General features: G+C 70.1%; 10 protein-coding genes. 4 read left to right on the top strand and 6 right to left on the bottom strand.

Annotated elements, in window-relative coordinates; genetic code table 11:
- Window positions 1-173: 173 nt before the first annotated feature.
- The 5 genes from ACIRQH_RS30405 to ACIRQH_RS30385 form a co-directional block, all read right to left on the bottom strand.
- Complete coding sequence (locus tag ACIRQH_RS30405; protein WP_358817079.1) at window positions 174-1,160, bottom strand: TerC/Alx family metal homeostasis membrane protein; 987 nt, start codon at window positions 1,158-1,160, stop codon at window positions 174-176.
- Between the two features lie 296 nt (window positions 1,161-1,456).
- The gene (locus tag ACIRQH_RS30400; protein ID WP_388877490.1) at window positions 1,457-3,484 is read right to left on the bottom strand and encodes a TerD family protein; all 2,028 of its coding nucleotides are present in this window, start codon (window positions 3,482-3,484) and stop codon (window positions 1,457-1,459) included.
- Window positions 3,485-3,528: 44 nt separating this feature from the next.
- Complete coding sequence (locus ACIRQH_RS30395; RefSeq protein ID WP_358817077.1) at window positions 3,529-4,107, bottom strand: TerD family protein; 579 nt, start codon at window positions 4,105-4,107, stop codon at window positions 3,529-3,531.
- A 160-nt stretch (window positions 4,108-4,267) separates the two neighbouring features.
- Window positions 4,268-6,409, bottom strand: a complete 2,142-nt coding sequence (uvrB, locus tag ACIRQH_RS30390) for an excinuclease ABC subunit UvrB (RefSeq protein WP_358817076.1) — start codon at window positions 6,407-6,409, stop codon at window positions 4,268-4,270.
- A 40-nt stretch (window positions 6,410-6,449) separates the two neighbouring features.
- Window positions 6,450-7,319: an MHYT domain-containing protein gene (locus tag ACIRQH_RS30385; RefSeq protein WP_358817075.1), complete on the bottom strand. Its 870-nt coding sequence runs from the start codon at window positions 7,317-7,319 to the stop codon at window positions 6,450-6,452.
- 275 nt (window positions 7,320-7,594) lie between these two features.
- Between ACIRQH_RS30385 and ACIRQH_RS30380 the strand changes: the two genes are divergently transcribed.
- Together ACIRQH_RS30380 and ACIRQH_RS30375 are read left to right on the top strand one after the other, a co-directional pair.
- Window positions 7,595-8,488 carry a glycerophosphodiester phosphodiesterase family protein gene (locus ACIRQH_RS30380; RefSeq protein ID WP_358817074.1) on the top strand — a complete coding sequence of 298 codons (894 nt, stop codon included), beginning with the start codon at window positions 7,595-7,597 and terminating at the stop codon, window positions 8,486-8,488.
- Between the two features lie 98 nt (window positions 8,489-8,586).
- Window positions 8,587-9,141, top strand: a complete 555-nt coding sequence (locus tag ACIRQH_RS30375; protein WP_388934868.1) for a methylated-DNA--[protein]-cysteine S-methyltransferase — start codon at window positions 8,587-8,589, stop codon at window positions 9,139-9,141.
- A 91-nt stretch (window positions 9,142-9,232) separates the two neighbouring features.
- Here the strand turns inward: ACIRQH_RS30375 and ACIRQH_RS30370 are convergent, their stop codons facing one another.
- Window positions 9,233-9,595: a cupin domain-containing protein gene (locus tag ACIRQH_RS30370; protein ID WP_388877480.1), complete on the bottom strand. Its 363-nt coding sequence runs from the start codon at window positions 9,593-9,595 to the stop codon at window positions 9,233-9,235.
- A 214-nt stretch (window positions 9,596-9,809) separates the two neighbouring features.
- On the opposite strand from ACIRQH_RS30370, the gene fdhA reads away from it, so the two are divergent.
- Window positions 9,810-11,042 carry a formaldehyde dehydrogenase, glutathione-independent gene (fdhA, locus tag ACIRQH_RS30365; RefSeq protein ID WP_358817071.1) on the top strand — a complete coding sequence of 411 codons (1,233 nt, stop codon included), beginning with the start codon at window positions 9,810-9,812 and terminating at the stop codon, window positions 11,040-11,042.
- 194 nt (window positions 11,043-11,236) lie between these two features.
- Complete coding sequence (locus ACIRQH_RS30360; RefSeq protein WP_404227867.1) at window positions 11,237-12,142, top strand: pseudouridine-5'-phosphate glycosidase; 906 nt, start codon at window positions 11,237-11,239, stop codon at window positions 12,140-12,142.
- Window positions 12,143-12,163 lie beyond the last annotated feature (21 nt).

The following is a 12,163-nucleotide window of genomic DNA, read 5'->3' as shown; positions in this document are numbered from 1 at the left end:
CCCGCACTCCGGCGGCGTGCCGCTCCGGCCCGGGCCGGCGGGCCCCACCGCCCGGGCCGGGAACCTCCGGCAAGGAGGGGCTCGGTATCCGGGCGATGGACGCCGGGGACGGTGGACGGCAGTTCACGGTGTACCGCTCCCGATCTGGTGGTTCCTGCGGTCGGTCGGCGAGGTCAGACGTCGATGCTGTCCTTCTCCGCCGGCTCGGCCTCGGCGCGCGCCTGCTTCTTCGTGGCGATCAGGCTGGTGATCGTGGTGACCACGAGGACCACGCAGATCACGCCGAGCGAGACCGGGATGGAGATCTCGGGGACATGGACGCCGGACTCGTGCAGCGCGTGCAGGACCAGCTTGATCCCGATGAATCCGAGGATGACCGACAGGCCGTAGCTCAGGTGAACCAGCTTCTTGAGCAGGCCGCCGATGAGGAAGTACAGCTGCCGAAGACCCATCAGCGCGAACGCGTTGGCCGTGAAGACGATGTACGGGTCCTGGGTCAGGCCGAAGATCGCGGGGATCGAGTCGAGCGCGAAGAGGACGTCGGTGGTGCCGATCGCCAGCATGACGACCAGCATCGGCGTCATGACGCGCTTGCCGTTCTCCCGGATCCACAGCTTGGTGCCGTGGTAGCGGTCGGCGACGCCGAAGCGGCGCTCGGCCGCCCTGAGCAGCTTGTTCTCCTCGAACTCGTCGTCCTCCTCGTCCGCCCGCGCCTCCTGGATCAGCTTCCAGGCGGTGTAGATGAGGAAGGCGCCGAAGATGTAGAAGACCCACGCGAAGTTGGCGATGATCGCGGCGCCCGCGGCGATGAAGACCGCGCGCAGGACCAGGGCTATGAGGACGCCGACCAGGAGCACGCGCTGCTGGTACTTCGAGGGCACGGCGAACTTGGCCATGATCAGGACGAAGACGAAGAGGTTGTCGACGCTCAGCGACTTCTCGGTGATGAAGCCGGCGAAGAACTCACCGGCCGGCTGACCGCCGGAGAAGAGAAGCAGGCCGAGCCCGAACAGCCCGGCGAGGGCGATCCAGACGACCGTCCAGATTCCGGCTTCCTTGATCGATACGTCGTGCGGCTTTCGACCGATGAAGAAGTCGACCGCGATGAGTGCGGCAAGCCCCAGGATGGTCAGGGCCCACAGGGTCAGGGAAACATTCACTGCGCCTCCGGCAGTACGTAACGGCAGATTTCAGCGTCGTCGCCACCGGAGGTCTCTTCCACCCGAGGCCGCCGGGACGCTGGGTGCGCCCGGAGCCTGCGGGCCGACGTCCCGGGATCTGGCCTGATCCGTATTGACGGGTACGCCGCAGCAGGTAGGGAGTACTCCCCTCCGTATGGAAAGACAGTACCCGAATCACCAAGGAAAGGTAAAGGGCTAAGTAAAAGAAAAGCCAAGTGCGCAGGTCATGGCGCTTTACTGATGCTTGGTAAAGCACCTTGACGCGTGGGGCGGGGTCAGCGGTCCCAGGGGCGGCGGGCCGCCGCCACCTGCGCGAGGACGCGCTCGAGCACCTGGCTGCCGGCGGGGATCAGTGACGGCTCGAAGGTCCACGCGTGCCCGACCCAGGGGTCGGCGAGATGGTCGTCGGGCACCGGGGTGATCCGCAGCAGCGACCGCCACAGCGGGTCGAGCAGTGGCCCGTAGGCGGCCGCGTCCTCCCGGTCGGCGACCATCATCAGGTGGACGCCGACGGCCGGGCCCTCGTCCGCCAGGTAGCGGAGCTGGGTCACGGCGCGATCGTCGAAGCCGTGCGGGAAGTCGTTGACGATCAGCAGTTGCTCGGCGGTGTCGAGGCCGGGCGGCAGTGCGTCGGCCGCTCCTCCGCGCAACGCCATCTGCACCAGGTCGACGCGCTGGGTCAGCCGTGCCAGCACGTCCGTGACACCCGCGGCACCGACCGCCGGTGGACCCGCGAGTGCCCCGGACCGAACGAGCGGGGCGAGCGAGGGGGCTCCGGCGCCGGCCGCGTCGATGACATGGACGGTGAACTCGCCCGTCGGATAGACCGCGAGCAGCCGGGCGGCATGCGCCACGGCCGTGTCCATGGCGAGGCGGCGCAACTGGTCGGAGTCGGCGAGTGTGCCGTCGAGCGCGGCGCGACCGCTGTCGATCCACAGGCCGCGCTCCAGCGGCAGCCGCATCAGCATCGGAATGCTCAGCGTGCCGCTCTCGGGGAGGGAGAGGTCACCGATGCGGACCGCCATCGGGATCTCCATGGGCGGCCGGTAGCCGTGCCAGACCGGGTTGTCCCAGCTCGCGTAGGCGGTGGGCAGCGCGGGCTCCACGACCTCCGCCTCCGCGGTCAGCTGGGCGAGGTCGCGGTCCAGGGCCGCGCGGGCCTGGTCGACGAGATCCGCGTGCTTGGCACGGGCGGCGTCGCGGGCGGCGTCGCCCTGGCCGCCGATCCGGTTGCGCGGGTCGGACAGGGCGTGGTCGAGCTCCTTCTCCATGCGCGAGTCGGCGAAGTCGACGGCACTGCGGTACGCGGCGACGGTCCGGGCGAGGTCCTCGAACATGCCCCACACCTGGTTGTACAGGCGCTCGTCCATAGACCAGCCGGTCGCGTCCCCCGCGACGGGCCGGGCGGGCCGGCCCGGCTCGGCCGGCGGCGCGGTCGGCGGGGGCGATGGCGGAGCGGAGGTCTGGCGGCCGGGGTGGCTGTAGTCGACCGGGCCTCCCGCCGCTGAGGACGGCTGGGCGACGGCGGAGGGGTCGGGCTGAACCGAGCCGCCCGGCCGGCCGGCCGGAGCCGGGGTGACGCTCCCCGGTCCGGGCAGGTCGTACGGGGACTGGGGCGATGTCGTGCCGCCTGGGGCGCCCTGCGGTCCGGGCCCCGTGCGGGACTGGTCGGGGCCGGGCGCGGAGGTGGCCGCCTGCCGGGAGCGGTCGCCGTCCGGTGTGCGCGGCGGGGGTGCCGCCACCGAACGGGCGAGGCCTTGGGCCACGGCTTCGTTGATGGTCCCGGCGAGTTGTCGGGCCTCGGAAAGGCCCTGGTCGCCGAGGAGCTCGGCGAGGCCGCCCGCGTAGCCCTGGCCGATCGCCCGGACCTTCCAGGCGTCCTGCCTGCGATAGAGCTCCAGGGCCACGACGGCGGATTCGGCGTCGAGGCCCGTGAGGGTGTAGCTGGCGATCTCGGCACCGTCGAGCCCGGTGACCGCGACGAAGGGGGCGGCGACGGCCCCGAACCGGACGGGACCGCCGGTCCCGGTGGGCAGTGCGAGCAGCACGCTCACCCGGTGCACGGCCGGCGGCAGGGCGTCCAGGTCGAAGGCGAGACGGTGGTCGGCCGCCGCCTGCTGGGAGACCTCGAGCCCGGGCAGCGTGGGCGCGCCCGGGTGGGCCACCCACTCGACACCGCGGACCCTGCCCTGCTCGTCGCTGAGCGTGGCCCCCGCCACGACCGGTTTCCCGGCCGAGACCCGGACCTCGAGTCGGACCTGGGAGAGCGGATGGTTCTGCCCCCGGACCAGCTCGGCCGTCATCGCCTGTCCCCCTATGTCGCTTCGTGCGTGGCGCGCCGGCCGGTCTACAGGTGCGGCAGTATCGCGGGCATCAGGTCCTGGAACGTGCGGCCGTTGGCCGGCGTGCCGAGGGCCGTCATCTGCCAGCCGGTGCCCGCGCGGTGCACCTTCGCCATGATCTGCGCCGTGTACTGGCCGCCGCCCGCGAGGGTGTAGCGGGCGAGCTCCTGGCCGTTGGTCTCGTCGACGAGACGGCAGAACGCGTTCTGCACTTCCTGGAAGGTCTGGCCCGTGAAGGAGTTCACGGTGAAGATGATCTGGTCGATGTGGACCGGGATGCGCTGCAGGTCGACGAGGATGGCCTCGTCGTCGCCGCCCTGGCCGACGCCGCCGACCAGGTTGTCACCGGTGTGCCGCACCGAGCCGTCGTCGCTGACGAGGTGTCGGAAGAACACCACGTCGACGGGCTGCTTGTCCGCGAACAGCACGGCGGAGGCGTCCAGGTCGATCTCCCGGGTGCGCGTGCCGAACAGGCCGCGCCGGGGAGCCGCCTGCCAGCCGAGACCCATACGGACCGCGGTCAGCGTGCCCCCGTCGTTCTTCTGCAGACTGATGGCCTGACCCTTGGTCATGTTGACCGTCACGCGCTGTTCCCCTCTCGAACTGTCCCCTGTTGCCGCGGACTCCGCGGATGAGCAGAACCCTACGCAGCGGCGGTGACGGCGCCGAAGCCCGGGACGTACTTTGTGTCGGTCTTGCAACACAGAGCGCATCCGCCGAGGTCCGGCGCCGTCCGCGTGGCCGTCAGGCCATGCCCGCTTCCCTCATCTGCCGCAGTTCCTTCTTCATCTCGGAGACCTCGTCGCGCAGGCGGGCGGCGATCTCGAAGTGCAGGTCGGCGGCGGCCGCGCGCATGCGCTCCGTCAGCTCCTCGATCTGCCCGGCCAGTTCGGCCGCCGGGCGGTCGGTCGGCACGGCGTCCGCGTTCTTTCCGGACCTGGCCGCCTTGCCGGACTTCGCGGCCTTGCCGCCGAGCGCGGGCACGGGGGTCTTGGCGCCCTTGCCGTCCTTCGACTTGCGGTATCCGGAGCCGAGGAGCTGCTCGGTGTCGACGTCCTCGCGGGCGATCTGCGCCACGATGTCGTTGATCTTCTTGCGGAGGGGCTGCGGGTCGATGCCCCTCTCCTTGTTGTACGCGATCTGCTTCTCCCGGCGCCGGTTGGTCTCGTCGATGGCCTTCGCCATCGCCGGGGTGATCCTGTCCGCGTACATGTGGACCTGACCGGAGACGTTGCGCGCCGCGCGGCCGATGGTCTGGATCAGGGAGGTGCCGGAGCGCAGGAATCCCTCCTTGTCCGCGTCGAGGATCGCCACCAGGGAGACCTCGGGAAGGTCGAGGCCCTCACGCAGGAGGTTGATGCCGACCAGGACGTCGAACTCGCCCGCGCGCAGCTCCCGCAGCAGTTCGACGCGGCGCAGTGTGTCGACGTCGCTGTGCAGATAGCGGACCTGGATGCCCAGCTCCAGGAAGTAGTCGGTGAGGTCCTCTGCCATCTTCTTGGTGAGCGTGGTGACCAGGACGCGCTCGTCCTTCTCGGTGCGCTTGCGGATCTCGTGCACCAGGTCGTCGATCTGGCCTTCGGTGGACTTCACGACGACCTCGGGGTCGATGAGTCCGGTGGGGCGGATGATCTGCTCGACATGGCCGTCCGAACGGGACAGCTCGTACTGTCCGGGGGTCGCCGAGAGGTAGACGGTCTGGCCGATGCGCTTCTGGAACTCCTCCCACTTCAGCGGGCGGTTGTCCAGCGCGGAGGGCAGCCGGAAGCCGTGGTCGACGAGGGTGCGCTTCCGGGAGGCGTCCCCCTCGTACATCGCGCCGATCTGCGGGACGGTGACGTGCGACTCGTCGATGACGAGCAGGAAGTCGTCCGGGAAGTAGTCGATGAGGGTGTTCGGCGGGGAGCCGGGCTCGCGGCCGTCGAAGTGCATCGAGTAGTTCTCCACGCCGGAGCAGGAGCCGATCTGGCGGAGCATCTCGATGTCGTACGTCGTCCGCATGCGCAGCCGCTGGGCCTCCAGGAGCTTGCCCTGCTTGTCCAGCTCGGCGAGGCGCCCCTCCAGTTCCTTCTCGATGTCGTTCACCGCGCGCTCCATGCGCTCGGGACCGGCCACGTAGTGCGAGGCGGGGAAGACGTAGACCTGCTCGTCGTCGCTGATGACCTCGCCGGTGAGCGGGTGGAGCGTGGAGAGCGCCTCGATCTCGTCGCCGAACATCTCGATGCGGACTGCGAGCTCTTCGTAGACGGGGAAGATCTCGATCGTGTCGCCGCGGACGCGGAAGGTGCCGCGGGCGAACGCCACGTCGTTGCGCGTGTACTGGATGTCGACGAAACGGCGCAGCAGGTCGTCGCGGTCGATCTCGTCGCCCACCTTGAGGTTGACCATGCGGTCCACGTACTCCTGCGGCGTGCCGAGGCCGTAGATGCAGGAGACCGAGGCGACCACGATGACGTCGCGGCGGGTCAGCAGCGAGTTGGTCGCGGAGTGGCGCAGCCGCTCCACCTCCTCGTTGATCGAGGAGTCCTTCTCGATGTAGGTGTCCGACTGCGGGACGTAGGCCTCGGGCTGGTAGTAGTCGTAGTACGAGACGAAGTACTCGACGGCGTTGTTCGGCAGCAGCTCGCGGAACTCGTTGGCCAGCTGGGCGGCCAGGGTTTTGTTCGGGGCCATGACGAGCGTGGGGCGCTGGAGCTTCTCGATCATCCACGCGGTGGTGGCGGACTTTCCGGTACCGGTCGCGCCCAGGAGCACGACATCCTTTTCACCTGCGCGGATGCGCTTTTCCAGGTCGGCGATGGCCGTGGGCTGGTCACCGCCGGGCTGGAAGGAGCTGACGACCTCGAAGGGCGCCACCGAACGTTCGATCTTGGATACGGGCCGCATGGAATCCACCGTACGACCCCGCACTGACAACCGGGCCTGATCAGCGGCTCTGCGGTGCTCCGGAGCGGCGTCCGCGGTCCGGTCCGGAGCGGACGGCGGTACGGCGGGCGGGGCGCGCGGTGACCGGATGGGCCGGGATGCCGGGCCGTCGGCTCTCCGCGGGACTCCAATCGGCCCTGCCCATGACCATGAGCGGGTCGAACAGGACGACGACGCCGGCCAGGCAGAGGAAGGCCAGGGGGCCGATCATCATGGGCGCGAGCAGGGAGGCCGCCGAGTCCCCGGCCGGGCTGGCGCCGGCCGAGCCGTGCAGATGGACGCTGAGGGCGGCCATTCCCATGTAGTGCATCCCGCTGACGGCGAGCCCCATGACGAGACTCGCCCCCACGCTCCAGAGGAATCCCCTCACCTGCCCGGCCGCCCAGAGAGCCGCGGTGGCGGCCACCACGGCGATGACGACCGAGGCGGACACGGTGAGGGTGTTGTATTCGAGGTTCCCGTTGAGCCGCATCCCGGCCATGCCCAGGTAGTGCATGGAGGCGACGCCGAGACCGGTGATGGTCCCTCCGGTGAAGAGGGCCGTCCCGGTGGCGCCCTGGTGGCCGACGATGAAGATCCCGATGCCGACCATCACGATCGCGACGCCCAGGCTCGCGAACGTCGTCGGCCGGTCGTAGTGGACGGGGGTCTCGTCGACCGTGAACCCCATCATCGCGATGAAGTGCATCGTCCATATGCCCGATGCGATCGCGACCGAGCCGAGCGCGAGCCAGCCGGCCCGCCACGGACCGGCGACGAGTATCGACCGCGTGGTGCAGCGGAGCCCCAGCGCCCCGCCCAAACAGGCCATGAAGTACGCCACCAGCGGTGTGACGAGTCCGTAACTGAAGCCGTCGACCGTGCCCTGCATGCGCGGCTGCCCTTCCGCTGTCGCTCCGTGAACGCTCCGAAATGCCCCATCCTCGGGACCGCGGGAGCGGACCGGGCTGAGGCAGAGAGTATGACCCCCACCGGAATGGTCGAACGATTTTCCGGCAAAGAAACACGACCTCCCCCCACCTGTGCGGCGCAAGTGAGCGGACTTGGGCAACTCCATTCAATTCACGGCCATCTCGCTAACCGCATTCATTGACTCTCTGCTGTCACTCTGTTGCTGTCCGTTATCTCTCGACACAAGGAGTACGCATGCTTGCGCGCGTTGCCGCCGCCACGACCGCCGCGCTTCTTGGGGGAGCCGTTTTGATACTGCCCAGCCCGCACGCCAAGGCCGGCGACCGGACCACGGCCCCGCTGGTCGTCGCCCACCGCGGTGCCTCCGCCTACGCGCCCGAGAACACCCTGGCCGCCATCGACCACGCGGCCGAGCTGGGATTCGGCTGGGTCGAGAACGACGTCCAGCGCACGAAGGACGGGCAACTGGTCGTCCTGCACGACGACTCGCTGGCACGCACGACCGATGTGGAGGAGGTCTACCCCGACCGCGGCCCCTGGAAGGTCAGGGACTTCACCGCGGAGGAGATCGCCCGCCTGGACGCCGGTAGCTGGTTCGGCGCCCGGTACGCGGGCGTGCGGGTGCCGACGCTGAAGGAGTACATGGAGCGTGTCGGGCACAACCACCAGAAGCTCGTGCTGGAGATCAAGAACCCCGAGCTGTATCCGGGCATCGAGCGGCAGACCCTCAAACTCCTGAGCAACGAGGGCTGGCTCGACCCGGTCCATCTGAGGGACCGGCTGATCGTGCAGAGCTTCAGCGCCGACAGCGTACGCATCGTGCACGACCTGCGGCCGGGCATCACGACGGCGCTCCTGGGCACGCCGGCCGTCGCGCAACTGCCCCGGTACGCCCGGTTCGCCGACCAGATCAACCCGGATCACACCTCCATCTCGGCCGACTACGTGTCCGCGGTCCACGCGCTGCACGGGCCGCACGGGCGGATGAAGGTGTTCGCCTGGACCGTGGACGACCCGGCCGCCGCACGCCGCGTGGCGGGCTTCGGAGTGGACGGCGTCATCACGAACGTGCCCGACGTGGTCAGCAGGACCCTGGACGTACCGCGCCGGACGCGCGGTCAGGGCTGATCCGGACGACGGACGTCAAGGCACAACGCCCGTGGCGTGGACCGGTGCCTCCGGCCACGCCACGGGCGTTGTCAGTGGCGGGCCGTACCGTGGAGCGCATGAACAGCCATGGGCCCGACGGGCAGCAGGTCGTGTGGGCGGTCGTCGGCACGGACATCGGTCCGCTGCTCCTCGCGGCGACCCGCGACGGCCTGGTGAACGTCGTCTTCCACGCCTCGGACGCGGTGCGTGACAAGGCGCTCGACCGGCTCGCGTCCCGTCTGGGCAGCACGCCCGTCGAGGCACCGGACTCCCCGCTGCTCACCGAGGCGATACGCCAGGTCGGGGCGTACTTCGCGGGAGCACGCCGCGACTTCGACCTGCCGCTCGACTGGTCGCTGATCTCCGGGTTCAACCGCCAGGTGCTGCGTGAGCTGAACTCGGGTGTTCCGTTCGGCTCCGTCGTGGGCTACGGCGACCTGGCCGGCCGGGTCGGCCAGCCGGGCGCGGCGCAGGCCGTCGGGGTGGCGATGGGCTCGAATCCGCTGCCGGTCGTGGTGCCCTGTCACCGGGTCGTCGAGCGCGACGGCGGGATCGGCGGGTTCGGGGGCGGCCTGGAGACCAAGCGGAAGCTGCTGGCGCTGGAAGGCGTCCTGCCCGAGCCGCTGTTCTGAGGTCACCGTCACCGCAGCGGGCGCGAGGGCATGTGCCGCACCCGCGGTCCCACCCCCGCGAGCGGGCCCGCCACTCCCGGTCCAGCGGTCCTCAGAGGCTGATGTGGTACGCCTTGCGGAGCGTCTCGTGGACGGTCCACGTCGTGCGGTCGCCCTCGCGCAGGACGGCCGCGTCGCCGGGTCCCACCTCGATGACGTCACCGCCCTCGACCTCGATGGTGGCGCGCCCGCTGACGACGACGAAGAGCTCGTTGGCCTCGGTGTCGGTCACCACTCCGGGCGTGATCTGCCAGATGCCGCGCAGCTGCTTGCCGTCGGCGGACTCCCACAGCACCTTGCCCGTCACGGCGGGGTCGCCGGAGACGATCTGGGCCGGGTCCAGCGGCTCGATCTCGAGTTCGGCGTCGGGAATGTGTACGGCGAAGGACGGGGTGGCCTGGGAGTTCGTGGTCATGAGCGCACACCCTAAGGGCACACCCGGCCGCCGGAGAGAGGCGGGTCTCCCCGCCGGGAGGAAGAGGGTCTCCCTCCTCGCGGGGATGGTCGCGCCGCCGTTCGAGAAAGTCCCGACGCGGAGGGTGGCCGGGAGGCCCGGCCGGTAGCAGACTCCGCCCTGCGCACAGCCGCTGGCGTCCGACGTCACGGAGCCGAAGGGACGGCGAACAGGCATGAGCGGAAGCGGAAACAGGGCAGTCGCGTATCTCAAGCCGGGTGCGGTCGAGGTCAGGACCATCGACCATCCGACGCTTGAACTGCAGGACGGGCCGGGGGTGGCTGCCGACAACGTCGGCCGCATGTGCCGGCATGGAGTCGTTCTCAAGGTGCTCGCCAGCAACATCTGCGGCAGTGACCAGCACATGGTGCGGGGCCGCACGACCGCGCCGGAAGGGCTGGTCCTCGGACACGAGATCACCGGAGAGGTAGTGGAACGCGGCCCGGACGTCGAGTTCATCGAGGTCGGGGACATCGTCTCGGTGCCGTTCAACATCGCCTGCGGGCGATGTCGCAACTGCAAGGAGCGCAACACCGGCATCTGTCTGAACGTCAACCCGGCGCGGCCGGGGGCGGCCTATGGCTATGTCGACATGGGCGGCTGGGTCGGCGGCCAGGCCGAGTACGCCATGATCCCGTACGCGGACTTCAACCTGCTGAAGTTCCCCGATCGCGACCAGGCGCGCGAGAAGCTCCTGGACCTGACGATGCTGTCGGACATCTTCCCGACCGGATTCCACGGTGCGGTCACCGCGGGCGCCGGAGTGGGCTCGACGGTGTACGTCGCCGGCGCGGGTCCGGTGGGACTGGCCGCGGCGGCGTCGGCGCAGCTGCTGGGCGCCGCGGTCGTCATCGTCGGGGACCTCAACGCCGAACGCCTCGCCCAGGCGCGGAGCTTCGGCTGCGAGACGGTCGACGTCTCGCAGGGCGGCGTGGAGGACCAGATCGCACAGATCCTGGGTGAACCCGAGGTCGACGCGGCGGTCGACGCGGTGGGCTTCGAGGCCCGAGGTCACGGCAGGGACGCCGAGGAGGCGCCCGCGACCGTCCTCAACTCGCTGATGGGTGTCACGCGCGCGGGCGGGGCCCTGGGCATTCCGGGCCTCTATGTGACGGACGACCCGGGAGGGATCGACCAGGACGCGCGGACCGGGACGCTGAAGGTGCGCCTCGGCCTGGGCTGGGCCAAGAGCCACCGGTTCACCACGGGTCAGTGCCCGGTGATGCGGTACCACCGGGGGTTGATGAAGGCGATCCTGCACGAGCGCGTGCACATCGCCAAGGCGGTCAACGCGACCGTGATCAGCCTGGACGACGCACCGCGCGGCTACGCCGAGTTCGACCAGGGCGCCAGTCGCAAGTACGTCATCGATCCCCATGGGGCACTTGCGGGCGTACGGCCCGTCTGACCTCGTCAGGGGGAAGGGGTGCTCCCACCCGCGGGAGCACCCCTTCCCCGTGCCCTGCTCCCGTCGGCGGTGCCAGTACTACCCGCTTTCGGCGCCCCCGGGTGTCGTAGGCCGCGGGTCCTGGTGGTTTGGGAGGACGCGTGGCCCGCCAGAGATCCAGGGACGGGGAACCTCGACCGACAGGAGACAGACGCGTGATCGTGGTGTCCGAAGAGGTACGGGAGGCGCTCGACGCGCGCCGGCCGGTGGTGGCCCTGGAGTCGACGATCATCGCGCACGGGCTCCCCCGTCCGCGCAATCTGCAGGTCGCCCTCGAACTGGAGGAGGTCGTCCGCGAGGAGGGCGCCGTACCCGCGACGATCGCCGTGCTCGACGGCCGGCCTCACGTCGGCCTGGACAAGGAGCAGGTGGAGCGGGTCGCGAACGAGGACGGCATCCGCAAGCTGGGCCACCGTGACCTGCCGCTCGCGGTGGCCTCGGGGGCGAGCGGGGCGACGACGGTGTCCGCGACGGCCCTGCTCGCGGCGCGCGCCGGGGTACGGGTGTTCGCGACGGGAGGGCTCGGCGGCGTGCACCGTGAATGGACGGTGACCCAGGACGAGTCCGCCGATCTGGGGCTGCTGGCGCGCACCCGGATCACGGTGGTGTGCGCGGGCGTCAAGTCGATCCTGGACGTGCCGGCGACGCTGCAACGGCTGGAGACGCTGGGAGTGGCGGTGGCCGGGTACGGCACGGACCGCTTCCCCGGCTTCTACCTGTCCGACTCCGGGCACCCCGTCGAGTGGACGCTGGAGTCCCCCGAGCAGGTGGCCGAGGTGATGCGCGCCCAGGACGCGTTGGACTCCCCCGAGTCGTCGCTGATCGTGGCGAACCCCGTTCCACGGGAGGAGCAGCTCGATCCGTCCCTGCACGCGCGCGTGCTCGCCGACGCGTTGCAGGCGTGCGAGGCGGAGGGGATCAGTGGGCAGGCGGTGACGCCGTTCCTCCTCGGCTATCTGGTCCGGCACACCGACGGCGCTTCGCTCAGCGCCAATCTGGCGGCGGTACGGGGCAACGTTCGCCTCGCGGGACGGATCGCGGCGGCCTGGGCGAGCGCGTGAACGGAGCGGGCCGGGACGCCC

Origin of the sequence: Streptomyces sp. NPDC102279 (genome assembly GCF_044766365.1) — a bacterium.
In the GTDB taxonomy this organism is placed as follows: Bacteria; Actinomycetota; Actinomycetes; order Streptomycetales; family Streptomycetaceae; genus Streptomyces.
Note: the sequence above shows the minus strand (reverse complement) of the source record. Positions and strands in the feature narration are given on the sequence as shown.

Bases quoted from the DNA above. Each gene is read 5' to 3' on its own strand.
- ACIRQH_RS30400 (WP_388877490.1), bottom strand. From the start codon at position 3,484: ATGACGGCCGAGCTGGTCCGGGGGCAGAACCATCCGCTCTCCCAGGTC.
- uvrB (WP_358817076.1), bottom strand. From the start codon at position 6,409: ATGCGGCCCGTATCCAAGATCGAACGTTCGGTGGCGCCCTTCGAGGTC.
- ACIRQH_RS30385 (WP_358817075.1), bottom strand. From the start codon at position 7,319: ATGCAGGGCACGGTCGACGGCTTCAGTTACGGACTCGTCACACCGCTG.
- ACIRQH_RS30380 (WP_358817074.1), top strand. From the start codon at position 7,595: ATGCTTGCGCGCGTTGCCGCCGCCACGACCGCCGCGCTTCTTGGGGGA.
- ACIRQH_RS30375 (WP_388934868.1), top strand. From the start codon at position 8,587: ATGAACAGCCATGGGCCCGACGGGCAGCAGGTCGTGTGGGCGGTCGTC.
- ACIRQH_RS30370 (WP_388877480.1), bottom strand. From the start codon at position 9,595: ATGACCACGAACTCCCAGGCCACCCCGTCCTTCGCCGTACACATTCCC.
- fdhA (WP_358817071.1), top strand. From the start codon at position 9,810: ATGAGCGGAAGCGGAAACAGGGCAGTCGCGTATCTCAAGCCGGGTGCG.